This is a genomic window from Methylomonas sp. ZR1, from assembly GCF_013141865.1.
Classification (GTDB): domain Bacteria; phylum Pseudomonadota; class Gammaproteobacteria; order Methylococcales; family Methylomonadaceae; genus Methylomonas.
In genome coordinates this window covers 3,331,508-3,355,931 of record NZ_RCST01000001.1, presented here as the reverse complement: position 1 = coordinate 3,355,931, position 24,424 = coordinate 3,331,508, and the positions used below count along the sequence as shown (strand labels likewise).

Here is a 24,424-nt window from a genome sequence, read left to right as displayed (position 1 = left end):
ATTTCTTGATTGTTGTTCTGGCGGCAATGAAATGCCGCACCTCCGTGTGTTCTTCTAAGGTTCTCAATTGTTTGCCTGATTTCAGCTTGCAGCATTCTTCGACGTTTTTGTAATCCTGTCGTATATTGAAATAGCGATCCTTAAGTTATGTGTGTTTATGTATGTTGTTGATTTAATTTAATATTTTGTATTTTTATTGGCGGCGTTTGGTATGTGGTTCTTCTAGGTAAAGTATTTCGGAGGGGCGAGTCAAAAAAATGTCGTTCTAATTGGCTTAAGGCTGTTTAATTGGCGAAACGGCCTTTGATCGGGTGTGTTTTAGCCGTTCTTGATGATGCTAATAGCGTATTATTTTTTTAATTATTGAATTTAAAAGGGATTTTTATACATTGGCATGAAAAGTGATTGATGTTTAGTGGCGGCAATAATGCCTATTCCATTTAGTATCAACCGGGAGAACGATCATGCCATCATCAATGGTCATCAATACAAACATCGCGTCATTGAATAGTCAGAAGTTTCTGACGCGGACTAACGATAGCCTGCAAATGTCTATGGAGCGCTTATCATCAGGTCTCAGAGTCAACAGTGCTAAAGACGATGCCGCCGGTTTGGCGATTGCCGACCGGATGACATCGCAAATTCGCGGTATGACTGTTGCTATGCGCAATGCCAACGACGGTATCTCCATGGCGCAAACTGCGGAAGCTGGGATGGGTACAATCACTGAAACGTTGCAAAGGATGAGGGATTTAGCAATTCAGGCGGCCAACAGAGCGGCTGTTAGCGGTGAAGATAGGCAAAAGCTTCATACCGAATTTAAGCAATTGGGTGCAGAGGTTAAAAGGATTATTCAAAACACTGAATTCAACGGCAAAAAAATTCTAAACGGTTCTTTAAAGAATGCGAACTTTCAAATTGGCGCTAACACGGCGGCAGACAATCAAATATCGGTTACCGTATCCGATCTGCTGGCTGTGACAAGTTTAAGCGCGCTTTTTGGAAACAAGCATTCAATTGGATCAGCGGCTACCTCGGGAAATGTGCGCTCAGCAATCAACGCTATTGATACGGCAATCAGAAGAATCGATACATTTCGTTCGAATTTAGGTGCAATTCAAAATCGGTTTTCCACCACTATATCGAATCTGCAATCTTCTATTGAAAATCAAAGCTCTGCACGTTCGCGGATCATGGACGCCGATTTCGCTGCCGAAACTGCGAATTTAAGCCGCAGTCAGATTCTGCAGCAGGCCGGTACGGCAATGTTGGCTCAGGCTAATCAGGTAACCCAAGGCGTATTGCAGCTATTGAAATAAAAGTAGCCGCAGAATTTAGTCTGAATTCACGGTGTATTTGAATAAAGGAATGCTAAGCTGATACATCGCTAGTGAGATTCCGTAAACTTTAATCAAGAAGTAGCAAATGGATGATGAACTTGATCAGGTGAGACAATATGACTTAGGGCCAATAAGCGTAAATAATTTTGGTGAAAAATATTTTTTCAACCTGAATAGAAACAGCTTCGATAGAGTGAGTGCTGGAGTATTGTTTGACGCGAAGTTTGGTAAGGATCTGTTTGCAGAAGATACGCTTAATGTGGTTATCGGCACGGATTCAGGGTTATTGCCAAAATACTTGCAAAGCAAGTTTTTACCAAAGGGTACGCGCTACCTCTTCATTGAGCCGGAAGGTGTTTTGCAGGCTTTAAAACAAAACCAATTGCTTGATGGCTTGGATGAGAAGATTCTGTGTGTTGGTTTGGAGCAATGGCCGGAGGCTATTAAAAATTTCAAAATAAACGACTATTTGTATATCAACGCAGTACGCTCCTACAATGCAATTTGTGCGCAAGACGATTATATAGAGGAGTATGCAGAGCTAAGTTGGCATATCACGGAAGTTCTATCGCAACTGCATTGGCAAATTAGCGTCGAGCTGGGTAGCGAGGCGTTTATTGCTAGACAGATTATTAACCTAGCCGATAACCAACGGCCGGCAAAAGTGCTGGAAAAGGCCTTTGTCGATAAGACGGTATTAATTTTGGCGGGTGGTCCCTCGCTTGATGAGGTTTTACCATGGCTCAGATCGCATCGGAACGACGTTGTGGTTTTTGCGGTTTCCAGAATTTCTCGCCAGTTATTACAAGCCAATATCGAGCCGGATTTTGTGTTTTCGGTGGATCCGACTGATCTGAGCTTTGATATCAGCAAGGAAATGCTTGAGTTCAGCAGCAAGCCGATTTTTGTCTATTCCTACCACGCTGTCCCCACTTTAGTTAACCAATGGCATGGTCTTGGGTTCTATCTTGGTCCGCGACTGCCTTGGCCGTCGCCACTGAATGTAGCGAATATTGGCAGTGCGGGTCCGACCGTGACCAATACTGCGCTGAGTGTGGCGTATCATTTTGGCTTCAAAAGAATGGTGCTCGCCGGCGTAGACTTATGCTTCACCAGGGAAGGCTTCACTCACGCCACCGGTAGCGACGAGCAACTGGCCGGGCCACGCTTTAATTTGACATCGTTGCAAGTAGAGACAAATGCCGGATTTATGGCGCCTACTAGTTGCGACTTTTCACAGGCTATTCTCTCGCTGGGTTTTCAGGCGAAACAGTTGTCTGGCATGGGATGTCGGATTTTCAATATTTCCGGTGGTTCTGCCAAAGTCGAAAATATCGAGTATTTACCCATATCCGAAATTGAATTTGGGGGTGGCTCCATTAATGTGGCTGAAATCGTAGCCGAGCGCGTTAGCGAATCTGCTGAACATAGTAAATATCACAAACAAATTCTTGATGAGTTGGGGCGCGCCCAATTTCAGATCAAAGGAATTGCCCGTCTGGCGGAGAATGCGCGCCGTATCAACGACGAGATGTATAGTGCCGATGGGGTCATTGGAAACTATAAGGATAAAAAAAGACTGGATCAGATCGAGAAGAAGTTTAAGCGAGAACATAGGCATTACAGCAAGTTGGTAAAAAGCTTTGGTATCAGAAGTTTTATAAAGTTGACGAAGGCATTTAACGATGAGGCATGGAGTGCTGAAGAAGCCAAGCAACTTGGCAATGTTTTCTATGACGCCTATCGGGAAGGTGCAGCAAAATTGATGTGTTTGTTGGATGACGCTGTCGAAAGAGTTAAGGCCAGGCAACAGGAATATGCGGATGTGCCGGATTTTGGTTTGATAATGGAGCAATATCGAAAAGACAGAAGTTTTGGGCGCGTAAGATTGTGGAAAGTTACTGCTGCTGAGGTGCCGGTAGATGTTCGGGCTCAATTTTCCGATTTTGAAAAACGCTTCTTAGATATTGTTCATGATAAACATACTCGGCATTTTGCGAAGGCCAAAAGCCAGGGAAATCTTTCAAGTCTAAAGCAAAGGGCGGGCTTGTTATTCAAGCATAAAAAAATCGAAGAATTGAGTGATTTGCTGATTTGTCTGAGTAAGCATCAGGATCAGCAGGCGGTTGAGCCGTATCACCATTTGATTACTGGTTACTTGGCCGAATTGCAACACGCATCGGCCCAGGCGCTGGATGCATATCGACAAATTGTTGACGGTGGTGGTGTGTTGGTAGAGCAGGCTCTGATAAGAATTGCGGATATCGGTATCGATAGCGATGACGCTCATACCGCCAATTTAGCGTTACAGTGTTTGTCGCAATTGAATCCCGTCTACTTACCCTTATATGCGGAAATGCAAAGGCTGCATGGCGATGTGATGGTCGCTATAGACGCCTACAATAATTACATCGGTCAATTCCCCAGCGATACGTTGGCGCAAATAAAATTGGCTAACTTGTATACGGAGCAAGGAATCTATGATGCGGCTATCATGATGCTGGATTATATTTTGGCTCAAAAGCCTGATCTGGAAGTTGCTCTCACCATGAAGGCTGCGTTGGTTTCCGCTGGATTTTAACTGCGGATGTGGTGCTGCGTGGTCTCGGGCTATTTTTAAAGGGTCAAACTTTTTTCAATATCAATTCCAAAACCAATTTACTGCCGAAATAGGCTAATAATAATGAAGTAAAGCCTATGAGGGTCCACTGAATTGCGCTTTGCCCACGCCAGCCATAGCGAATCCTGCCGAACAGTAGTGCGGAAAAAATTATCCAGGCCAGTATCGATAGTACGGTTTTATGAACCAAATGCTGCGCAAATAAATCCTCTACGAAAAAGAAGCCGGTGACCAAGGACGCGGTCAAAAACAGTAATCCCGTTGCAATCATTTGAAACAACAGTGATTCCATGGCTTGCAAAGGTGGTAAAGCCAACATAAAGCGTTTGGGGTGGCGATGACGCAATTGTTGATCCTGAACGGCCAATAAAATGGCTTGTAAGGCAGCGATATTTAAAAGGCTGAATGCCAATATCGATGTCAGTATGTGAGTGCTCATCTGCCAGTTGTGGTTCACAAGCAGGCGTGGCGTAGCTGGATAATGAATATCTAAAGCCAGCATGGCTGCAGCGACTGGAAAAATCAACACGCCCAGTTTTGCCACAGGTTTGTCCAGCGAGGCAATTAACAGCAGAAGGCAAATAACCAAGCCTGCCAGCGATGCGGTACTGAAAAAACTGAAGTTGAATCCGTCATGGTTTTGTACGTTTAAGACGGTGTAGGCGCAATGCAAGCCTGCGCCAAGCCAAGCCAGTTGCATGGATAGCCGGTGCTGTTTGGCGCCAAAAATTTCTTTAACGATCAATGTTGCGGCAATCGCATAGCTTAATATCGAAAATAGGCCGACGGGTGTGGTGTACATGGCGATGGCAGGGGAATAATCAAAAGGTGTTGCGATTCGGTTATGTTAAACTAAGCAGACCAATTGTTGTAATCCGTTTGTGTTGGCAGACATCCGCCGGAACCCTAGAAAAATAAAGACGCAGCTATGTTTGATAATTTATCTGATCGCCTCAGTGGCACACTAAAAAAAATTAAAGGCCAAGGTCGTCTGACCGAGAGCAATATCCAGGACACCATGCGCGAAGTAAGAATGGCTTTGCTGGAAGCCGATGTTGCTTTGCCGGTGGTGACCGATTTTATCGATCAAGTTACTCAGCGCGCGTTGGGTCAGGAAGTGCAAACCAGTTTGACGCCTGGGCAGGCGATGATCAAAGTGGTGCAGTCCGAACTTGTCAAAGTGATGGGTTCGGCTAACGAAGAGCTGAATTTACGCATTAATCCGCCGGCAATCGTATTGATGGCAGGTCTTCAGGGCGCGGGTAAAACGACTACGGTGGCAAAATTAGGTCGCCATCTAAAAGAAAAGAAAAAGAAAAAGGTAGGCGTGGTGAGTGTTGACGTTTATCGTCCTGCCGCGATTAAGCAATTGGAGACGTTGGCCGCCGATGTTGGATTAAAATTTTTCGAAAGCGATGTCAGCGAAAATCCTGTCGATATTGTCAACAGGGCTATAGATGCAGCAAAGCGCCAATTTTTAGATGTGGTAATTGTCGACACCGCCGGACGTTTGCATGTCGATGACGAGATGATGGCAGAGATCAAAGCTTTGCACGCCGCAATCAAGCCGATTGAGACCTTATTTGTGGTTGATAGTATGACCGGTCAAGATGCTGCAAACACTGCCAAGGCTTTTCATGATGCCTTGCCATTGACCGGTGTCATTCTGACCAAGGCCGACGGCGACGCGCGAGGCGGAGCGGCGCTTTCCATTCGGCATATAACCGGCAAGCCGATTAAGTTTATCGGTGTCGGCGAAAAAACCGATGCCTTAGAGCCTTTCTATCCTGATCGGTTGGCTTCGCGTATTCTCGGTATGGGCGACATGTTGTCGCTGATTGAGAATATCGAGCAAAATGTCGACAAAAAAAAGGCCGAGCAATTAGCCAAAAAGCTGCAAAAAGGCAAAAGCTTCGATTTGAACGATCTGAAGGAGCAGCTTGAACAAATGCAGAATATGGGCGGGCTTGGCGCGATGATGGATAAGCTGCCGGGTATGGGCGGAGTGCCCAAAGATATTAAGGATAAAGTCAACGACAAAGATCTGGCGCATCAGATTGCCGTAATCAACTCAATGACCAAACAAGAGCGGCGTTTTCCCGATCTGATTAAAGGCGGTCGGAAGCAGCGTATCGCCGATGGTTGCGGCTTGGATTTGCAAGCTGTAAATCGTGTGTTGAAGCAGCATCAAATGATGGAAAAGATGATGAAAAAATTCAGCAAAGGGAATATCGCCAACATGATGCGCGGTTTGAAGAGCAATATGCGCGGCATGAGAATGTGATTGTCGTAATTTGTCCTTCACTTATTGTAAAAATCGCGTAGAATAGTTTGATTAAGTTTTTTGATTCAATGTTATTTAAGGTATCCAAATGGTAAGCATTCGTTTGTCCAGAGGCGGCGCTAAGAATCGTCCTTTCTATCATGTTGTTGTTACCGACAGCAGAAGCAGTCGCGATGGTCGTTACATTGAGCGCGTAGGTTTTTTCAATCCTTTAGCTCGCGGTGGTGAGCAAAGATTGGTATTGGATAGCGAACGAGTCCAATACTGGAAAGCCAATGGAGCGCAACCTACTGATCGCGTCGCTAGATTGATTAAAGACGCCGATAAAGCAGCCGCTTAATTTTAGCTTTGTCAGAAGGGGATTTTTTGAACGTCGGCCAAGTGTCCGGCGTTTTTGGTGTAAAAGGATGGGTAAAAGTCTATTCCTTCACAGATCCCCGTGAAAACATATTGCAGTATTCCCCATGGATTCTGCGAAAAAATAGCCACTTCCACGAAGTTAAATTGCTTGGAGGTCGGCGGCAAGGCAGTTTGGTCGTCGCAGAGTTGCAAGATATTACTGACAGAGATGTCGCAGCAGGGTTGATGGGCGCGGATATTTTGATTCGCAAGCAACAATTACCCAAAGCGAGCGATGGCGAATATTATTGGGCGGATCTGATTGGGTTGGAAGTACGCAATCTAGAGGGTTGCCAATTAGGTAAAGTTGATCATTTGTTGGAAACCGGTGCTAACGATGTTTTGGTCGTAGTTGACGGGGAGTTAGAGCGTCTGATTCCGTTTTTGCAGCAGAGTACTGTTTTAAAAATTGATCTTGACGAAGGCTTGATTCTCGTCGATTGGGATCCGGACTTTTAACTAAAGGCATGCGTTTTGATGTTATCAGTCTCTTCCCTGAGATGGTATCCGATGCCGCTAGTTACGGAGTAACCGGCAGGGCGATTGAACGAGGCTTGGTCGGTTTGTCGGTTTGGAATCCCCGCGATTACACGCTCGATAAACACCGGACCGTCGATGATAGACCTTATGGTGGCGGGCCGGGCATGGTGATGAAATGCCAACCTTTGCTCGACGCAGTGGATGCAGCCAAACAGCATAATGTCTTGGTTAACCGCAAAGTAATTTGCTTGAGTCCGCAGGGTCGTTTGCTTAGTCAAGAGTTGTTGCTGGATGCGAGTCGCTACGATCAATTGATCCTCGTATCCGGTCGTTATGAAGGTATAGACGAGCGTTTTATCCAGCATGCTTGCGACGAAGAATGGTCGCTGGGCGATTATGTCATCAGCGGTGGCGAGCTGGCAGCCTTGATAGTAATCGACGCGGTTACCAGGTTAATTCCTGGCGTACTTGGTGACGATGAATCTGCTAAACAAGATTCGCATTTTGATGGACTGTTGGATTGCCCGCATTACACGCGACCCGAGCATAGCGATATTGGCGACGTCCCTGATGTGTTGCTCGGCGGAAATCACGCCGACATCAAGCGGTGGAGGATGAAACAAGCGTTGGGGCGGACTTGGTCGAGGCGGCCGGATATGCTTGAAAAAGTAACGTTAAGCGCAGAGCAGGATGCTTTGTTGAAAGAATTTAGAACTGAAGTTGTTTAATAGGGTGTGGTTATGAGTAAAATTATTGAAGAATTGGAAGCTGAACAGCTGAAAAAAGATGTACCGGAATTCGGACCTGGCGACACTGTCGTGGTGCAAGTTAGAGTAACTGAAGGCACGCGGGAAAGGTTACAGGCTTTTGAAGGCATTGTGATTGCAAAACGTAATCGCGGTTTGAATTCAGCATTTACTGTCAGAAAAATTTCGCATGGCGTGGGTGTTGAGCGGGTTTTCCAAACTCACAGTCCATCAGTTGGCAGTATCGAAGTAAAACGTCGCGGTGACGTTCGTCGCGCTAAACTTTATTATCTGCGCGATTTGGCTGGTAAAGCCGCACGTATCAAAGAGAAACTTTCTTAATACGCTGCAATCTGGTTCGTTTATAGCGAATCAGGTAATGAGAAAAGGCGGCCTGCTCAGCTGCCTTTTTTTTTGCCGATAGCAAAAGAGAGATGTGATGCCTTTACATATCGTTTGGCAAAATGTTGCGGATGGTGAAGAGTCCCTGCTTGCCGTGCCACTACTCAATGCGGAATTGATATTAACCATGGCCGGTGAAATCATTACGGATGCATCTTGGCACGTTGGCGGAGACTTAACTAAGACTTTGTCACCACAGGCTGTTAGTGTGCAAAGTTATCTGTTAAACCCGATGCAAACCGAACTGCATGTTACCTTGCTAAGCCAGGGTAGCGTGTACGCTAATACGGTTTGGAGTGCGTTATTGGCTATTCCCGTCGGGCAAGTGGAAACATATTCGGGGTTGGCGGAAACGCTGGGTTCAGGACCTAGAGCAATAGCGGGGGCTTGCCGAAATAACCCTTATGCCGGGATTATCCCGTGTCATCGGGTGGTGGCAAAGCGTGGCATCGGCGGTTTTATGGGGCAGGGCGACGGCGAGTTTGTGGCGCTTAAACACCGTTTACTCGAGTACGAGCGTGGTTTGGGATTGGACAGGGAATGAATTCGGCGCAGACCATAGAGGCATTCTTAAACGCATTGTGGCTGGAATTCGGATTAAGCGACAATACGCTATCGGCTTACGGCAGCGATCTTAAATTGTTTGCGAAGTGGCTGAAGGATAAGGATATAACCGCTGTTGACGACACGACGATCAAGAGTTTTTTGGCTAACCGACAGCAACAAGGTATAACCAGCCGTTCGTCGGCCAGAATTGTCTCTTGTTTGCGGCGCTTTTACGGTTATTTGCTGCGCGAAGGTAAGATTAATATCGATCCTACCCAATTGATAGACTCGCCACAGCTTGGCCGCACGTTGCCGGATTCATTGTCAGAAACCGACGTCGAATTGTTGTTAAATGCTCCGGAAGTTACCGACAAGTTGGGTTTCAGGGATAGAACGATGCTTGAAATGCTTTACGCCACAGGGCTGAGGGTGTCCGAGTTAGTCGAACTGAAGTTTAGCCAAATTAATTTTCGGCAAGGTTGTGTGCGCATCGTCGGCAAAGGCGACAAGGAACGCCTGGTGCCGGTTGGTGAAGAAGCCATGGATTGGGCCGAACGTTATCTGAATACTGCCAGACAAGCAATCTTGGGAAATAGGCAAAGCGACTATTTGTTTGTTACCAGCCGGGGCACTTCTATGACCAGACAGGCTTTTTGGCACATTATCAAACGCTATGCCGCGCTAGCCGGTATCGACAAGCATTTGTCCCCGCATACGCTGCGTCATGCGTTTGCCACGCATTTGTTGAACCATGGTGCTGACCTTCGAGTCGTGCAGCTATTGCTCGGTCACTCCGATTTATCCACTACCCAAATTTATACGCATATTGCCCAACAGCGCTTGAAGGCGTTACACAACCAACATCATCCAAGAGGCTAACCATGACTACACCGATTCATCCCACCGCTTTTATCGAAACCGGCGCCATACTTGGAGAAAATGTCAGCGTTGGCCCGTTTGCGGTGATAGAGGCGGGCGCGGTAATTGGCGCGAATAGTCGAATAGGTGCGCATGCCGTAGTGCATGCGCATGTCAAAATGGGCGACGGTAATGTGTTACACCCGCACGCTGTACTAGGCGGCTTACCTCAAGATTTGGGGTTTGATGCGCAAACCGAGTCGTGGCTAGAGATTGGGGACAATAACGTGTTTCGAGAAGGATTTACCGCCCATAGGGCTACAGTAGCTGGCAGCGCTACCAGGATCGGTTCAGGTTGCTATTTCATGAACAACAGCCACGTTGCCCATGATTGCGCGGTTGGTGACAAAACGATTTTTGCCAATAATGTGGCGATTGGCGGTCATGTAGAGGTGGGGCATAACGTGTTTATGGGCGGGGCGGTAGTTGTGCATCAATTTTGCCGGATCGGCGCTTATGCCATTGTGCAAGGCACTACGGGGATTAACATGGACGTGATCCCGTTTATGCTGATAGGTGGCCGGCCCGCGAAACATTATCGGCTAAACATCGTGGGCTTACGGCGAGCCGGCATAGTAGGGGAGAATTACAAAGTGCTCTCAGCCGCGTTCAGATTGTTAAAAAATAAAAAAAGCCTTGAAGAATTGCAATCTACCGAAGAGCTGCAATACTTAAGGCGTTGGCTGGCGGTCGATTCCAAGCGTGGATTACACGGATTTATCGATGTTACCAACTGAATTCAATAGTCAGGGGCAATGCCGTAGGAATTTAACAAATTAGTTCCAGAGGTCAAAGTGGCAAGCCAGTCAGCTAACAGACAGCAAGATTTATCATGAAAATACAAGTAATCGATAACATCGACCAAATCCAGCCACTGATGTTGATGGCGGAAGCGGATGTTGCGTTTTATTCGGATGAGATCCAAGCTCTTAATGCTGCCGAACAGCTCCAACCCAACATCATTTTGCTGAATTTTGCGTTGCGCGGTAGCCAAACGCCCGACTATACCAACTTGTTATTGGCGGCCAGTCCTGCCAGTAATATCGTGATCATCGGCGATGACTTGCATGAAGAGCAAATTCTGCACTGCGTGTTGGCCGGCGCCAAGGGCTATCAGAATAGTCAGTCACTGGCGGCCTATATCAACAGAATGATCCACGCAGTCGCGGCTGGCGAAGCTTGGTTGAGCCGTAAGATCGTTGCTTATCTTCTGGATGCCATCCACCGGAATTATTCGCTGCAAGCAAGCAGCTAAAAGTGTAAACCAGCCTCGAAATAAAAAGTTTGTCCGGCGATGGGCAAATTATAAGGATAACTGGAGGTAGCCGGTTCCTTGCCGTGGCTATCGAACAGGTTCCGAGCCGATGCCGTCAGATCCAGATATCCCATCAGTTTTTTCGCATTTAAAGTTAGGTCGACCGTTTCATAATCTTTTAAAACTCGCGTATCTTCCGGGCTGCTAAGGCGGTGACCTATCCAGTTAATTTGGGTTTGAATCTGCCATTTCGGCATAAAATTCCAGGCGAGTGCGGTGTAAACATGATGCTCGGGGACATTGCTAACCCGGGTGTGCGTCGCTTCGCTACGGGCAAATTGCCAAGCGTAGTTACCGCGCAGATTCCAATCTGCGTGAAATTTCCAATCCCATTCAAACTCGCTGCCATAGCCGTCTTGACCTGACGTGTTACGCTCGGTTAGCGTGCCGGCGCCGGAAATCGGGCCGCTAATCAAATCGCGGATCTCATAATGGTACAAATTCAACGCGGTTCTCAGATTCTTCGTTGGACGATAATCGAATGCCAGCTCGGTAGTTGAGATGGTTTCCGGGCTCAAAGACGGGTTACCAAGGAAAAGCGGACTGTTTTGCTGATATTGTTCTACGAAGCTTGGCGCTCTGTAAGCTTGTCCATAGAGCAATTTAGCAGTCAATTCAGAATTGATGTTCCAGATCAACGCAGCGCGGGGGTTCAATGTGCCGCCAAAGTCGGAATAGTGGTCAAAGCGCAAACCGGTGGTCAGGTGCCAGTCCTTGGCAAATTGCCATTCGTCTTGTATCGCCGCGGACCAGATGTCGCGATGATGGTCGTCAATGAATGTGAGAGGGGTTCCAGTTAAGTCTTGTAAACCGCCAGCAACATTGATGGCGGGAAATGCCGATAGCCCGGACCCGTTGATAACACCTACGCCGTAATTGCGCGCTTCCTGGGTGTTCATCTCCTCATAGCGGAAGCCGGCGATCATGCGGATTAAATGATCGGAAAAGCCTTTGTAAATACTGGTTAACTCAAAACTGGGTACCGTGTTTTTAAAACCGGCGACAAAGCGCAGCCCCTCCGGAAATAGCACCAAGCCACGGGTCGCCGCCAGTTGATCGGTGACGTTGCTGTCCGCGCTAATCGGTAAAATTGAGCCGGCCGGAAATCCGTAAATATTGGCGGATACATCGCTATGTAAAAAGCTGGCGTGTGCTTGTAGTTCCCAGTTCTCCAAATCATCCTCAGTGGAATAACGCACATCCGCCAAGTAATTGCTGCCATTGCCCTTGCCCTTGTTATCCAGCGCGCCATAAGCGCCGGAACGAAACCCGTAGTCGCTTTCGTTAAAAGCCCAAAATCCCAAATCCCAATGTTTGCGCTGTAAACTGAGATGACCGTTCCAGCGTTCGTTTTGGGTTTGCATGGGGCCGGGAGCGAGCGATATATTCGTTCCCAACGCTTGGTCGACTTGGGTTTGCGCGTCGGCGGCGATGATTCGCTCGGGATCGACCCCGTTATGGCTATATTGCAGGCTACCCGCTACATCCCAGCCTTGCCATTTACCGCCGTATTGGCCCCAAGCGCTTTTCGTATCGGCATTGCCGCCGCGTGCGCCGACCGTGACGCCATCAATATCCGCGGCCTTTTTGGTGACAATATTAATCACCCCCGCGAAGGCGTCGGCACCGTAAAGCGCGGAGCCCGGCCCGCGAATCACCTCGACACGTTGAATATTTTCGACGGGAATAATCATTCCCGCCATATGCGTACCCTGATAGGGCACTGAGAAACGTGTGCCGTTGAGCATCAGCAAAACTTCGGCATTGGTTTCATTGCGCATGCCACGCATCGTGTAACTATAGTCGTTAGTCACCGGTTGGATCGTCACATGCATGCCAGGTACGGTTTCCAGCACCTCGTGCAGATCGGTAGCGCCCATCGTGGCAATTTGCTCAGCGGTGATAACGGTGGTCACCGCCGCTGATTGCGATACCGATTTAGCGGTACCCGAGGCAATACTGACTGAAATATTAGCTAATTCCGCTGGCGATAAATCCAGAAAATCGTTGACGGTTTGGTCGGCATAGGCCTGCTGACCAATGAGGCTAAGGACTAGAGAGTGTTTGAAAAGCCGTTTCTTCACTGTTTTCAGCATAGGATTTCTCATAATTCCCGCAGAGGTACCGGTTTGGCAATGCCGTAGCCTTGCGCGTAATTCACTCCCAAGGTTTGTAGTAGATCGAAAATACTCTGGTTTTCCACAAATTCGGCGATGGTTTTTTTGCCCATCACGTGGGCCACCTCATTGATCGCTTTAACCATAGTCAAATCCACCCGATCATCCAGTATGTCTTTTACAAACAGCCCGTCTATCTTTAAATAATCCACCGGTAGGTTCTTTAGGTAAGCAAAAGACGATAGGCCACTACCAAAATCATCCAGGGAGAACGAGCAGCCTTTTTGGCGCAGCGAATCGATAAATTGCCGGGCATAGGAAAGATTGCTAATGGCGGCTGTTTCGGTGATTTCGAAACAAATCTTGTGGGTGGGTATCTGCCATGTGCGGAATTGCTCATCGATAAAGCCCAGCATGGCTTGGTCCGACAGCGACAATCCTGACAGATTGACCGAGCACATTTCCAGTCGGTCCAGAAAGCCTGGCGTCGTTGCCAAGTGCTCGAACAATCGGGAGATTACCCAACGGTCTAACGGAGAAGCCATATTGTAGCGTTCCGCAGCAGGTAGAAAGGCGCCTGGCGGAATCACCTTATCTTGATCGTCTCGGTAGCGTATTAAGGTCTCGAAATGCAGGCCACCACGATTAGCGGCTATGGGTACGATCAATTGACCGAACAGCTGGAAGCGGTCTCGCTCGATTCCCAGGCGGATTTTTTCCACCCATTGCATTTCGCCTTGGCGCAGCGTGAGTTCTTCATCGTCCGGACTGAATATATGTACTCGGTTGCGGCCTTTTTCCTTGGCGGCATAACAGGCGGCATCGGCTTCCTTCAATACATCCACGGCATTGCCGCAGGCGCGATTGATGGGGGCGATACCAATACTTACGCCGATATTGAAACTGCGATTTTCCCAGGCAAATTGGAAGTCGCATACCGCATTACGTAACTTTTCGCCGGTGATGATGGCTTGTTCCAGAGAACAATACGACATCAGGATGCCAAACTCGTCGCCGCCAAGTCTAGCCAATATGTCCATTCTACGCACTTGTTGTCGCAGTACTTCGCCGAGCTGCCGCAGCAGTTCGTCGCCCGCCAGATGGCCGCAGGTATCATTGACGATTTTGAATTGATCCAGATCTAAATAACACAGAACGTGATGGCTATCGTTGGCTTGCGCCTCCAACACCAAATTCTGAATATGGATGTCGAATTGGCGGCGGTTGACTAGGCCGGTTAATTCGTCGTGGCTGGCCTGATAAGCGATTTTTTCCGAGAGGCGTCGGGTTTCGGTAATGTCTTCGCAAACCAGCAACAGGTGCGAACGATTGTTTTCGTCCTTCACCAGACGCGCGGTTTCCCTGGCCCAGATGATGTTGCCGTTGCGGCAGATGATGCGGCTTTCCAGCTTATGTACTTGCTCGGGATGATTACGGCAGATTTGGAAGAACTGGTTGCAGTTACCTATATCTTCGGGATGGGCGAAGTTGAAAATAGAGCAGCCTTGCAGTTCCTCAACGCTCAAACCCAGCTGGCGGGCGCCGAAGCGGTTTACCGAGATGATTTGCCCTTGCATATCCAGGTTAAACACCATGGTCGGGTTGTTGTCGTACAAGGCCTGGAAGTTATTTTTGACACTAATCAAGGCTTTGTTTTGAATCTCCACGGTATCCAGCATACCGTTGAACGCATCGACCAAAATGCCCATTTCATCATTGCTGTGCTTGGCTGCGCGCAAGGAATAGTCGTGTTCCTGGCTGACTTTCTGCGCGGTTTTAGCCAGTTGTGCGATGGGTTTCGCCACCCGGTTTAATAAGGGGGCAGTCAGCAAAAAGGTAATCGATAACGCCACAAACAATACAATCAGCACCACACCGATAAATTGCAGTTCTCGCCAGAAGGCCGCACTGAGGTCCGACGACAGAAAGATTCCGCCGACAATTTCGTCGTCCAGGCGCATGGGCTGATAAACATAAAGGTTGAGTTTATCGAAATAATTACGCAAGCCATGCGATACGATCGGGCAGGTGGCGGATTGCTTGTCCAGCGAGGTGAATAACTGACCTCTTTTGGTGTAGACGCAAGCGCTGCGCAAATCGGGGAGATTATTCAAGGACACCAAGTTTTCCTTGGCCAAATTGGCGTCGTCGAACATCACTGCGGCCACACTTCGGTTGGCGATCAGGCTGGCCACGGCGATTAAGTCGCTTTGGGCCTTGCGCTTTACTTCGGTGACGTTCACCGTTACCAAAATCACCAAGGCCAACAGCATGGAAAACAGGCTGGAGGTGATGGCGATGCTGAACAATTTGCCTTTGATGGATAGCCGCGAGAAGAATCTACTCATGCTCGCCCCCCTCCACCAGCGTGGCAACTTCGATGAGTTTGGCGCTGACGTTAAAACCGCTTTGTTTCAAAGCCTTGAGGTTGAGGTGCAGTTTGACTTTGCCGTCGTCGAGTGCAAAGCCGATCATGCCGCCGGATTCGGCAAAAAACGGCTCACTACTGACCGTCAGTGATTTTTTCAGCGATCCGACCAGTAATACACCCGATAAAGCAAGGTCCGCCCGCTGTTCGGGATTGTCGAAATAGACGATGTCGCAATCTTTCGCCTGTTTGGGCGTATCGAATTTGAACAACCGAATCGGTTTTTCCTGAACGGTCTTGCTCTCCAGCGGGCTCAGCAGACTGCCGAAAGGGTCGTGGCCGATGATACAGATATTAAAGGTGGGGCTGGCTTTTTCCGGCCAAGTGATGAATTTGGTGAAGTTATAGAGATAGGCAGCCTTGACCTTATATTCCAGGTTCAGTTCGTCTGCCGACGACGGCTGACTGACAAGGCAACATAGGATTACCCACTTTACGAGCTCGAAAGCGCGCCGCAACGACAATGCGTCATCAGTGGAAAAGACGGAAACCAAGGTTATTCCCTACCGGATAAAATCATCAGGCAAGGATAGTTGAAAAATTATCGGTTGCTGAAAAATCCCCGCAAGGCCCGAATCATATAGGCATGGTCGAGTACGCCGGCACTCTCGCGAATGCTGTGCATGGCCCACATAGGGGAGCCGACATCGACACTGCGGATGCCTAATTTCGCCGACGCTATCGGGCCTATCGTACTGCCGCAAGGTAGATCGCCGTGATGCGCGTATTTTTGATAAGGCACCCCGGCTTGCTGGCAAACGCGGATGAAAGTCGCCTCTGAAATGCATTCGGAGGCATAACGATGGTTAACATTTACCTTGATGACCGGCCCATGGTTGACGATAACTTTGTGGCCGGGTTCGTAGGCACCGGGAAAGTTGGGTTGATAGGCATGCGCCATATCCGCGCTAACCATAAAACTATTAGCTAGCGAACGCCGGTAGTCGTCCGGGTTACTGCCTACCGCATTGGCGATACGCTCAAGCACATCCGGCAGGAAACTGCCGGCCGCGCCTTTGCAGCTTTCGCTGCCGATTTCCTCGTGATCGAAAAACGCACAGATCAGCGTGCTGTCGGAATCCAGTGTCGGTGCATCCAGCAAAGCCGTCAGTCCGGCATGGCAAGACGCCAAATTATCCAATTGGCTATCGGCATAAAACAGTTGCCCGTCACCCCACAGATTGCCTTTCTGGGTGTCGTAGGCATTGAGCTCCCAACTTAAAATTCGCTCGGCGGCAATGTTGCCGGCTTGTTCCAGCAATTGCCGAAACCGGTCGGCGGGTAATTGTTGCTCGACACTGGCTGAGAAAATGAGTGGCAACTCACTTTGTTTTTTTAGCTTCAGGCCGTCTTCGTTGACGCCGCGGTTCATATGAATCGCAAGATTCGGCAGACGCAGCAACGGTTCTTCAAATCGCAGTAGCCGGCTGGCAATGTTGCCGTTTTTATCCAGGTAGGCAATACGGCCGGCCAGACTCAGATCCCGATCAGTAAACGTAGCGAGAATTGGCCCGCCGTATACTTCCACGGCCAGCCGCAGCAATTTGTCCGAGTCGATCAGCGGCTGCGGTTTGACGCGCAGCCCCGGCGAATCGGTATGGGCGCCGAGTATTTTGAAGCCGGTTTCTGCCAAGGCTTGTTTGCCGATAACAAATGCGGCGATGGAAGAATCGTCTCTGATCACATAATAGCGACCACCGCTAACCAATGACCATGTGTTGCTTTCTTGGATGCGTTGGAACTGATGCGCCTGCAAGCGTTCTTCTATGCTGGCAACCGCATGCCAAGGGCTGGGGCTGGCGTCGATGAAGTCCAGCAAATCTTGCACTTGTTGCTGAGCGGAGATCATGATTTTTCCAGTGTCAGCGCCACGGAATTAATGCAATAGCGCAGGCCTGTTGGTTGCGGTCCGTCTTCGAATACGTGGCCAAGGTGAGCGCCACAGGACTGGCAGGTCACTTCAGTCCGCCGCATGCCGTGGCTGTTATCGGGGTGCTGATCCAGGCTTTCCGAGCTCAGCGGATTCCAAAAACTGGGCCAGCCGCAGCCGGAATGGAATTTATGTTCAGAAGTAAACAGGGCGTGACCGCAGCAGACACAGCGGTACACGCCGGCTTCGTCGCAATCGGTATATTTGCCGGTAAAGGGCGGCTCGGTACCTTTTTCCCGGCAGACATGATATTGCTCGGGAGTTAGCTTCTCGCGCCAGGCTTGTTCAGTATCGTGTTTCTCGGTCATGGTAGTGTTCCGCATGCTGTAATTAGTGGGCATTGTACCCAGTCTACCTCGGCATCAAAAGCAATCAAAAGCTGGGAATATTTCAGTTCATTGCATCAGGAGGTCCTAATGTTCTTGAGCCGTAAGGTTTTGAAGCATATAACACCACTATAAAAATAATTAATATGCAGAGTGTGTTCATCTAAACAGCAGCGAGGAGAAGGTCATGGCAAGAATTGTAGTGTTGGGTGCGGGGATCGGCGGTGTGCCGATGGCTTACGAAATGAAGGAAACAGTGGGGAATGCGCATGAAGTCGTGGTGATTTCCGATTCGCCGACTTTCCACTTTGTGCCGTCCAATCCCTGGGTGCCGCCGAAATGGCGCAAACCGGAGGATTTGAAAATCGAGCTGGCGCCGGTGATGGCGAAAAAAGGCATCAACTTCATTCAAAAGGCCGCGACCAAAGTCGATCCGGCCAACAACAAAATTGATCTGGCGGATGGCTCTTCGGTTGAATACGACTATTTGATTATCGCCACTGGTCCACGCCTGGCCTTCGATGAAGTACCGGGTTTGGGGCCGCACGGTGGGCATACCTCGTCGGTCTGCCATGTCGATCATGCTGCATTGGCTGCCGAGGATTGGGACAAATTTATGGCCGATCCCGGTCCAATTGTCGTTGGCGCGGTGCAAGGAGCGTCCTGTTTCGGCCCGGCTTACGAATATCTGATGATTCTGGAAACCGAACTGCGTAAACGCAAAATCCGCGACAAAGTGCCGATGACTTTTGTCACCTCCGAGCCATATATCGGCCACCTGGGCCTCGGCGGGGTCGGCGACACCAAAGGCTTGCTGGAAAGCGCGCTGCGCGACAAGACCATTAGATGGATCGCCAACGCCAAAGTGGATCGCATCGAAGCCGGCATGATGTATGTCACCGAAGTGGATGAAGACGGTAACGACAAGAAAAAACATGAAGTGCCGTTCAAGCATTCGATGATGCTGCCGGCGTTTACCGGCGTAGATGCGGTGCGCCATTGCGGCGCGGAAGGTTTGACCAATCCCCGCGGTTTCGTGATTGTCGATCAATATCAACGTAATCCCACCTACAAAAACATTTACTCGGTCGGGGTCTGCATCGCCTTGCCGCCGGTGGAAAAAACTCCGGTGCCGACCGGTACCCCTAAAACCGGTTACATGATCGAATCCATGGTGACGGCTACCGCCCACAACATCCGCGACGAACTGGCCGGCAAACAGCCGTCGGACATGCCGAGTTTAAGCGCTTTGTGCCTGGCGGACTTGGGCGACACCGGCGTGGCGTTCTTGGCCGTGCCGCAAATCCCGCCCCGAAATACCACTTGGTCCAACCATGGCAAATGGGTGCATCTTGCCAAAATCGGTTTTGAGAAATACTTCATGCGCAAGATTAAAAACGGCATCAGCGAGCCGTTTTACGAACGCATGATCTTGAAATTCCTCGGCGTGGTGCGTTTGAAATAGCAGGCTATATGTCTATTGATCGTCTGGTAATGGCGTTTGCCGGCTCGTTCGTTCTGATCAGTCTGGCGCTGCGCTGGCGCACTGGCATTCGCCGAATGGGCTGTGGTTTACCGCGTTTGTGGGGGCTAATTTAGTGCAAGCGTCGTTCAGTGGTTTTTGACCGCTAGCGATTATTTTGAAGAAGCTTGGGTTTAAATCGGGCTGTGCATTCTGATAGCTTGGGTCAAAGTGCCGGATCGTTGCCAGACGGCGATTCGGCTGTTTTCTGTTCGGCCTAATCAAACTTAGTCCTCGCACAGAGCATAGCGGTCTACTTTAAATAGGCCGCTACTGTTCGCGACTCCCAACCCCCTTCCGGCAATTCACCCGGTGGATTGACCAGCCAATCCCAACAGGCCAATTGATCGGCATTTTGAAGATAGTCACTCAAAACGGGCCGGTAATCCGTTCGATCAAGCAAGCCGGCGCGGCTATGGCGTTGATCCGCAATTTCCGTGATCAGACAAACCGGCGTTTGCCAGCTATCCAGCCAATATAGGTGGGCAAGCATCAAGGCCTGGCCGAAAGCTTCCAATTGTCGTGGCTCGGCGGCGGTATTTGCCAACCAGTCCAGCGGAAGCAGAGGCAATTGTGTCAGGCAATTGACCGACGCGACCCAACGCGGTTTGACCGCTAACTTGGGCGCTATCGGATTCTGCACCAACGCTGCTGGCGGGATTTGCCGATGCTGAGCCAGCCAGTTCACGATGCCGGTGGCGTCATGCGGACAACAAAACACTCGGTTTGGCCAACATTTGGTAAGGCGTCGGCTTGGGTAACTAAAGGCGATGTCCAACAACACTATCTGATCGAAATGCTGCAATAACTCGGCGATGGGTAGATCGTGTGCGCTGCCACCGCCGATAATCAGGGCGCCACCACCCGTATCGCCTAGCAATTGTGCGGCACTCAGCAAAGCCTGCTGAGTGGCTTGGATATGCGGTCGCCAAGCTTGGCGACAGCGGCGGTGCCTGACTTGCAAAGCGGCCATTTCCCGAGCGTAACCCAATAAGCGCGCTTGGCGGCTGGCGGTGCGCACGCCCAAATAATGCCAAAACTCTTCCAGCATTAGCTGTGTTGCGTTACAAGTAGTTTAAGGGATAGCGCAGCCACTATTCGTCCAAGCGATGCCCGCAATACTTGCAATGCGCCGCGTCGAAATCGTGGCTGGCGGCGCCGCAATCCGGGCAGGCGCGGTTATCCAGATTCTGGTTTTTGCGGGTGTTGAGCAATTCGGCGCTATAAATGCCGGTCGGTACGGCGATAATGCCGTAGCCCATGATCATAATGGTAGAAGCGATCATCTGCCCGAACGGTGTTTTCGGCGCGATGTCACCATACCCGACCGTGGTGATGGTGACAATGGCCCAGTACACGGCTTTGGGAATACTGGTAAAGCCGGCCGCCGGGCCTTCCACCACATACATTAAAGTGCCGAATACCACCACCAAGGTCAGCACCGCGTATAAGAACACGGTGATTTTTCGTACGCTATTAACCAAAGCCACCACCAGAATGTCGGCTTCTTCCAGATATTCGGAAAGCTTTAGCACCCGGAAAATCCGTAATAGCCGCAAAATCCGCAAAGTTAGCATGTATTCCGCGCCGGGTAGCAGCAAACCCAGATAAGCCGGCAGTATCGATAACAAGTCAACAATCCCGAAAAAGCTGCGGGCATACAGCCAAGGGCGCCGTACGCATATCAAACGCAGCGCGTATTCCAACGTAAACAAACCGGTAAACAGCCATTCCGCCCAGAACAGCGCCGTCGCGTAACGTTGTTGAAAATCGGCCACGCTGTCCAGCATCACTACCACGATGCTCAGCAAAATCGCCACGATCAAGGCGATATCGAAGCGCCGCCCGGCGGCGGTTTCCGAACCAAACACGATTTGGTTCAGCGCCTCGCGCCACGCGGAAAGTGTCGTGCCTTGATTGTAGCGGTGCTGGCGTTTGGGCTTAGCGGTCATGGTTCTCGATGGTGAACGGTAGGGGGTGCTGCTTGGCGGGCAAAGTATAAATCCGGTCCCGGCGGTCGGGCTAACTCAGACAATATTTTGTTTGGCGCCCGCGGTCGATTGTCGGGTTTGCTACAAATGAGCTTGGCTCAAAGCATAGAAAATTCAAGCGTTTATAAGTTGGCACAACCGTTGCAAAAGCATTAATAAAAACGTGAGGTTGTGTTATGAAATCGACCAAAGATATTGCGGAACTGCTGGACGAACCGGCTTGCGAGCACAACAAGAAGGAAAAATCCGGCTGCGCCAAACCTAAACCCGGCTCGGCGGCGGGCGGTTGCGCTTTCGACGGCGCGCAGATTGCGTTGCTGCCGATCGCCGATGTGGCTCATATCGTCCACGGGCCCATCGCCTGCGCGGGTAGTTCTTGGGACAACCGCGGCACCCGCTCTTCCGGTTCGGAACTGTATCGGATTGGCATGACCACCGATCTGACCGAGCAAGACGTGGTGATGGGGCGTAGCGAAAAACGCCTGTTTCATGCGATTAAACAAGCCATCGAAACCTACAATCCGCCGGCGGTGTTTATCTACAACACTTGCGTACCGGCTCTGGTGGGCGACGACATCAACGCGACTTGCAAATCCGCCGCCGAACGCTGGGGCGTGCCGGTCGTACCTATTGATTGCGCCGGCTTCTACGGCACCAAAAACCTGGGTAACCGCATCGCCGGCGACGCAATGGTCAATCACGTGATCGGCACCCGCGATCCTGATCCGTTGCCGCCCGGCACCGAGCGCCCGGGTATCAAGGTACATGACGTGAATCTGGTGGGCGAATACAACATCGCCGGCGAGTTTTGGCACGTGCTACCGCTACTCGACGAAATGGGCTTGCGCGTATTGTGTACCTTGTCCGGCGACGCCCGCTTCCGCGAAGTACAAACCATGCATAAGGCCGAAGTCAATATGATGGTCTGCTCCAAAGCCATGGTCAATGTCGCTCGTAAACTACAACAAAGCTATGGCACGCCGTGGTTCGAAGGCAGTTTTTACGGCATTACCGATACCAGCCAGGCTTTGCGCGATTTCGCCAGGGTAATCAACGACCCCGATTTAATCGAACGCACCGAAGCCATCATCGCCCGCGAGGAGAACCGCATCCGCGAAGCCTTGGCGCCTTGGCGAGAGCGGCTAAAAGGCAAACGGGTATTGTTGTTTACCGGCGGCGTGAAAAGCTGGTCGGTGATCTCGGCACTGCAGGATTTGGGTATGGTCGTGGTGGCCACCGGTACCAAGAAATCTACCGAGGAAGACAAGGCCCGTATCCGCGAGCTGATGGGCGAGGACACGCTGATGATCGAAGACGGCAGCCCGAAAGCCTTGTTAAAAGTCGTTGCCGATTACAAAGCCGACATCCTGATCGCCGGCGGCCGGAACATGTACACCGCTTTGAAAGCGCGGATTCCGTTCCTGGACATCAACCAAGAGCGTGAATTCGGTTACGAAGGTTATCAAGGCATGCTGGAACTGGTCCGGCAATTGGCTTTGACTTTGGAAAGCCCGGTTTGGGAAGCTGTGCGGGCCACGCCGCCCTGGCGGACCGGAGGCCTGAAAAAATCGGCCACTATCGAGGCGCCAGCAGAGCCTTTAGCGGCTCAGGCGGCATAGCATGGCCGACATCGTCAAACGCAATAAAGCCCTGTCGGTTAATCCGCTAAAGGCCAGTCAACCTACCGGCGGTTCCTTGGCCTGCCTGGGTTTTGACCGGGCGATTCCGATGCTGCACGGCTCGCAAGGTTGCACGGCGTTTGCCAAGGTGTTCTTTGTCCGACATTTCCGCGAGCCGATTCCGCTGCAAACCACCGCGATGGATCAAGCCAGCTCCGTGTTGGGTGCCGACGAAAATGTCATCGAAGGCATCAAAGCGATTGCCGAAAAATCCAACCCAGCTTTGATCGCGGTGTTGACTACCGGATTGGCGGAAACCCAGGGCTGCGATGTGCATCGCAACGTCCGCGAATTTCGCGACCGTTACCCGGAATATGCCCACGTGGCGGTGGTCGCGGTGAACACGCCTGATTTCACCGGTTGTGTGGAAACCGGCTATGCGGCGACGATTTACGAAATCGTCAAAGCCTTGGTGCCGGACGCGGAAACGGCCGGGACCAAACCGGGCAATCGCCAACGTCAGCTCAATTGTTTGGTTAGCCCTATGTTGACGCCCGGCGATCTGGAAGCGCTGCGCGATTTGATTGAACAATTCAATCTTCGCCCTGTGCTGGTGCCGGACTTGTCCGATTCGCTGGACGGCAGCTTGACCGACGACGATTTCTCGCCGGTGACCATCGGCGGTACGCCAGTGTCCGAGTTGGCGACTTTGGGTGAAGCCAGAGCCAGCTTAATTATCGGCGCATCTCTGCGTAAATCCGGTGAACTGTTGCAGGAAAAAACCGGTGTGCCCAGTTTCTATTTCGATCATCTTTACGGTCTTCAGGCTAACGACGCCTTGATTACAACCTTGGCCGACATCAGCGAAATGCCGGTGCCGCAAAAGATTGAACGGCAGCGCGCGCAATTGCAAGACGCGATGTTGGATACTCATTTTATGCTCGGCCAACTGCGGGTGGCTATCGCTGCTGATCCAGATCAACTCAATGCCCTGATTCATCTGGTACAAGGCATGGGGGCGGAAGTGGTCACAGCCATCTGTGCCGGCAATACGCCAGTGTTGGCGACGGCACCGGTGGACAGCATCAAGATCGGCGACCTGGAAGATTTGGAAGTGATGGCTAAAGAGCGCAAGGCGCAACTGCTGATCGGTAACTCGCATGCCGTGGCTAGCGCCGAACGACTGGGCATACCGATTCTGCGTATCGGTTTTCCGTTGTACGACATCATCGGCGGTTATCAGAAAACCTGGATAGGCTATCGCGGCACTCGGCAAACCTTGTTTGATTTAGCCAATTTGGTAATCAACTTTGCCCACGAGGAGATCGAGCCGTACTACTCGCCGTATGCGCAAAAACCCGAATCCGAACGTCAAGCGTGCTCGCCGTCATGTCATTAGCCCGCCGCATGCACGTTTTGCATACCCACGAACAGAGGATGC

22 protein-coding genes and 1 pseudogene are annotated in these 24,424 nt (G+C 50.4%); 15 read left to right on the top strand and 8 right to left on the bottom strand.

Going from position 1 to position 24,424, the window contains the following annotated elements; genetic code table 11:
• Nucleotides 1-464: 464 nt before the first annotated feature.
• Together DDY07_RS15145 and DDY07_RS15140 are read left to right on the top strand one after the other, a co-directional pair.
• Entirely contained in the window at nt 465-1,319 is an 855-nt protein-coding gene (locus DDY07_RS15145; RefSeq protein ID WP_033157177.1) for a flagellin, read from the top strand.
• A gap of 106 nt (nt 1,320-1,425) precedes the next feature.
• The gene (locus DDY07_RS15140) at nt 1,426-3,921 is read left to right on the top strand and encodes a 6-hydroxymethylpterin diphosphokinase MptE-like protein (protein WP_171696472.1); all 2,496 of its coding nucleotides are present in this window, start codon (nt 1,426-1,428) and stop codon (nt 3,919-3,921) included.
• Nucleotides 3,922-3,964: 43 nt separating this feature from the next.
• Here DDY07_RS15140 and ccsA read toward each other — a convergent pair whose 3' ends face one another.
• Complete coding sequence (ccsA, locus tag DDY07_RS15135; RefSeq protein ID WP_171696471.1) at nt 3,965-4,762, bottom strand: inner membrane protein YpjD; 798 nt, start codon at nt 4,760-4,762, stop codon at nt 3,965-3,967.
• Nucleotides 4,763-4,888: 126 nt separating this feature from the next.
• On the opposite strand from ccsA, the gene ffh reads away from it, so the two are divergent.
• From ffh to DDY07_RS15090, 9 genes are all read left to right on the top strand, one after another.
• Nucleotides 4,889-6,244 carry a signal recognition particle protein gene (gene ffh, locus DDY07_RS15130; protein ID WP_033157174.1) on the top strand — a complete coding sequence of 452 codons (1,356 nt, stop codon included), beginning with the start codon at nt 4,889-4,891 and terminating at the stop codon, nt 6,242-6,244.
• An 88-nt stretch (nt 6,245-6,332) separates the two neighbouring features.
• Nucleotides 6,333-6,584: a 30S ribosomal protein S16 gene (gene rpsP, locus DDY07_RS15125; protein ID WP_033157173.1), complete on the top strand. Its 252-nt coding sequence runs from the start codon at nt 6,333-6,335 to the stop codon at nt 6,582-6,584.
• A gap of 26 nt (nt 6,585-6,610) precedes the next feature.
• Nucleotides 6,611-7,102 carry a ribosome maturation factor RimM gene (rimM, locus tag DDY07_RS15120; protein WP_253734497.1) on the top strand — a complete coding sequence of 164 codons (492 nt, stop codon included), beginning with the start codon at nt 6,611-6,613 and terminating at the stop codon, nt 7,100-7,102.
• 8 nt (nt 7,103-7,110) lie between these two features.
• Complete coding sequence (trmD, locus tag DDY07_RS15115) at nt 7,111-7,851, top strand: tRNA (guanosine(37)-N1)-methyltransferase TrmD (RefSeq protein ID WP_171696469.1); 741 nt, start codon at nt 7,111-7,113, stop codon at nt 7,849-7,851.
• A 12-nt stretch (nt 7,852-7,863) separates the two neighbouring features.
• Nucleotides 7,864-8,211, top strand: coding sequence for a 50S ribosomal protein L19 (rplS, locus tag DDY07_RS15110; RefSeq protein ID WP_020484866.1), 348 nt, complete (start codon nt 7,864-7,866; stop codon nt 8,209-8,211).
• Between the two features lie 97 nt (nt 8,212-8,308).
• Nucleotides 8,309-8,815: a methylated-DNA--[protein]-cysteine S-methyltransferase gene (locus DDY07_RS15105; RefSeq protein WP_171696468.1), complete on the top strand. Its 507-nt coding sequence runs from the start codon at nt 8,309-8,311 to the stop codon at nt 8,813-8,815.
• The gene (xerD, locus tag DDY07_RS15100; RefSeq protein ID WP_171696467.1) at nt 8,812-9,696 is read left to right on the top strand and encodes a site-specific tyrosine recombinase XerD; all 885 of its coding nucleotides are present in this window, start codon (nt 8,812-8,814) and stop codon (nt 9,694-9,696) included. Before DDY07_RS15105 ends, xerD begins: the two co-directional genes overlap by 4 nt.
• A gap of 2 nt (nt 9,697-9,698) precedes the next feature.
• Nucleotides 9,699-10,472, top strand: a complete 774-nt coding sequence (gene lpxA, locus DDY07_RS15095) for an acyl-ACP--UDP-N-acetylglucosamine O-acyltransferase (protein ID WP_171696466.1) — start codon at nt 9,699-9,701, stop codon at nt 10,470-10,472.
• A 95-nt stretch (nt 10,473-10,567) separates the two neighbouring features.
• Nucleotides 10,568-10,990 carry a response regulator transcription factor gene (locus DDY07_RS15090; RefSeq protein ID WP_171696465.1) on the top strand — a complete coding sequence of 141 codons (423 nt, stop codon included), beginning with the start codon at nt 10,568-10,570 and terminating at the stop codon, nt 10,988-10,990.
• Here the strand turns inward: DDY07_RS15090 and DDY07_RS15085 are convergent.
• The 5 genes from DDY07_RS15085 to msrB are packed head-to-tail and all read right to left on the bottom strand — an operon-like array spanning nt 10,987 to nt 17,833.
• A complete protein-coding gene (locus tag DDY07_RS15085) occupies nt 10,987-13,146 on the bottom strand; it encodes a TonB-dependent siderophore receptor (RefSeq protein WP_171696464.1) in 2,160 nt (719 codons plus the stop codon). The two genes, DDY07_RS15090 and DDY07_RS15085, sit on opposite strands and share 4 nt — an antisense overlap.
• A gap of 8 nt (nt 13,147-13,154) precedes the next feature.
• Nucleotides 13,155-15,515, bottom strand: coding sequence for an EAL domain-containing protein (locus DDY07_RS15080; protein ID WP_171696463.1), 2,361 nt, complete (start codon nt 15,513-15,515; stop codon nt 13,155-13,157).
• Nucleotides 15,508-16,089 (bottom strand): YfiR family protein, encoded by a 582-nt coding sequence (locus DDY07_RS15075; RefSeq protein WP_171696462.1) that lies wholly within the window; start codon nt 16,087-16,089, stop codon nt 15,508-15,510. Before DDY07_RS15075 ends, DDY07_RS15080 begins: the two co-directional genes overlap by 8 nt.
• A 47-nt stretch (nt 16,090-16,136) precedes the next feature.
• The gene (locus tag DDY07_RS15070) at nt 16,137-17,444 is read right to left on the bottom strand and encodes a M18 family aminopeptidase (RefSeq protein ID WP_216614760.1); all 1,308 of its coding nucleotides are present in this window, start codon (nt 17,442-17,444) and stop codon (nt 16,137-16,139) included.
• Nucleotides 17,441-17,833 (bottom strand): peptide-methionine (R)-S-oxide reductase MsrB, encoded by a 393-nt coding sequence (msrB, locus tag DDY07_RS15065; RefSeq protein ID WP_171696461.1) that lies wholly within the window; start codon nt 17,831-17,833, stop codon nt 17,441-17,443. The genes DDY07_RS15070 and msrB overlap by 4 nt, the downstream gene beginning before the upstream one ends.
• 205 nt (nt 17,834-18,038) lie before the next feature.
• On the opposite strand from msrB, the gene DDY07_RS15060 reads away from it, so the two are divergent.
• Nucleotides 18,039-19,316 carry an NAD(P)/FAD-dependent oxidoreductase gene (locus DDY07_RS15060; RefSeq protein WP_171696460.1) on the top strand — a complete coding sequence of 426 codons (1,278 nt, stop codon included), beginning with the start codon at nt 18,039-18,041 and terminating at the stop codon, nt 19,314-19,316.
• Nucleotides 19,317-19,324: 8 nt separating this feature from the next.
• Nucleotides 19,325-19,476, top strand: a pseudogene (locus DDY07_RS15055) (DUF2892 domain-containing protein).
• A 150-nt stretch (nt 19,477-19,626) separates the two neighbouring features.
• Here the strand turns inward: DDY07_RS15055 and DDY07_RS15050 are convergent.
• The gene (locus tag DDY07_RS15050; protein ID WP_171696459.1) at nt 19,627-20,424 is read right to left on the bottom strand and encodes a hypothetical protein; all 798 of its coding nucleotides are present in this window, start codon (nt 20,422-20,424) and stop codon (nt 19,627-19,629) included.
• 43 nt (nt 20,425-20,467) lie between these two features.
• Complete coding sequence (locus DDY07_RS15045; RefSeq protein WP_171696458.1) at nt 20,468-21,325, bottom strand: ion transporter; 858 nt, start codon at nt 21,323-21,325, stop codon at nt 20,468-20,470.
• Nucleotides 21,326-21,540: 215 nt separating this feature from the next.
• On the opposite strand from DDY07_RS15045, the gene nifE reads away from it, so the two are divergent.
• The gene (gene nifE, locus DDY07_RS15040; RefSeq protein WP_033157159.1) at nt 21,541-22,983 is read left to right on the top strand and encodes a nitrogenase iron-molybdenum cofactor biosynthesis protein NifE; all 1,443 of its coding nucleotides are present in this window, start codon (nt 21,541-21,543) and stop codon (nt 22,981-22,983) included.
• 1 nt (nt 22,984) lies between these two features.
• Nucleotides 22,985-24,382: a nitrogenase iron-molybdenum cofactor biosynthesis protein NifN gene (gene nifN, locus DDY07_RS15035; RefSeq protein ID WP_171696457.1), complete on the top strand. Its 1,398-nt coding sequence runs from the start codon at nt 22,985-22,987 to the stop codon at nt 24,380-24,382.
• Nucleotides 24,383-24,424: the final 42 nt, after the last annotated feature.

Bases quoted from the DNA above. Each gene is read 5' to 3' on its own strand.
- DDY07_RS15060 (WP_171696460.1), top strand. From the start codon at position 18,039: ATGGCAAGAATTGTAGTGTTGGGTGCGGGGATCGGCGGTGTGCCGATG.
- rpsP (WP_033157173.1), top strand. From the start codon at position 6,333: ATGGTAAGCATTCGTTTGTCCAGAGGCGGCGCTAAGAATCGTCCTTTC.
- DDY07_RS15070 (WP_216614760.1), bottom strand. From the start codon at position 17,444: ATGATCTCCGCTCAGCAACAAGTGCAAGATTTGCTGGACTTCATCGAC.
- ffh (WP_033157174.1), top strand. From the start codon at position 4,889: ATGTTTGATAATTTATCTGATCGCCTCAGTGGCACACTAAAAAAAATT.
- DDY07_RS15090 (WP_171696465.1), top strand. From the start codon at position 10,568: ATGAAAATACAAGTAATCGATAACATCGACCAAATCCAGCCACTGATG.
- lpxA (WP_171696466.1), top strand. From the start codon at position 9,699: ATGACTACACCGATTCATCCCACCGCTTTTATCGAAACCGGCGCCATA.
- nifE (WP_033157159.1), top strand. From the start codon at position 21,541: ATGAAATCGACCAAAGATATTGCGGAACTGCTGGACGAACCGGCTTGC.
- ccsA (WP_171696471.1), bottom strand. From the start codon at position 4,762: ATGTACACCACACCCGTCGGCCTATTTTCGATATTAAGCTATGCGATT.
- DDY07_RS15080 (WP_171696463.1), bottom strand. From the start codon at position 15,515: ATGAGTAGATTCTTCTCGCGGCTATCCATCAAAGGCAAATTGTTCAGC.
- nifN (WP_171696457.1), top strand. From the start codon at position 22,985: ATGGCCGACATCGTCAAACGCAATAAAGCCCTGTCGGTTAATCCGCTA.
- xerD (WP_171696467.1), top strand. From the start codon at position 8,812: ATGAATTCGGCGCAGACCATAGAGGCATTCTTAAACGCATTGTGGCTG.
- trmD (WP_171696469.1), top strand. From the start codon at position 7,111: ATGCGTTTTGATGTTATCAGTCTCTTCCCTGAGATGGTATCCGATGCC.
- DDY07_RS15050 (WP_171696459.1), bottom strand. From the start codon at position 20,424: ATGCTGGAAGAGTTTTGGCATTATTTGGGCGTGCGCACCGCCAGCCGC.
- DDY07_RS15085 (WP_171696464.1), bottom strand. From the start codon at position 13,146: ATGCTGAAAACAGTGAAGAAACGGCTTTTCAAACACTCTCTAGTCCTT.
- rplS (WP_020484866.1), top strand. From the start codon at position 7,864: ATGAGTAAAATTATTGAAGAATTGGAAGCTGAACAGCTGAAAAAAGAT.
- DDY07_RS15145 (WP_033157177.1), top strand. From the start codon at position 465: ATGCCATCATCAATGGTCATCAATACAAACATCGCGTCATTGAATAGT.
- DDY07_RS15140 (WP_171696472.1), top strand. From the start codon at position 1,426: ATGGATGATGAACTTGATCAGGTGAGACAATATGACTTAGGGCCAATA.
- msrB (WP_171696461.1), bottom strand. From the start codon at position 17,833: ATGACCGAGAAACACGATACTGAACAAGCCTGGCGCGAGAAGCTAACT.
- DDY07_RS15045 (WP_171696458.1), bottom strand. From the start codon at position 21,325: ATGACCGCTAAGCCCAAACGCCAGCACCGCTACAATCAAGGCACGACA.
- DDY07_RS15105 (WP_171696468.1), top strand. From the start codon at position 8,309: ATGCCTTTACATATCGTTTGGCAAAATGTTGCGGATGGTGAAGAGTCC.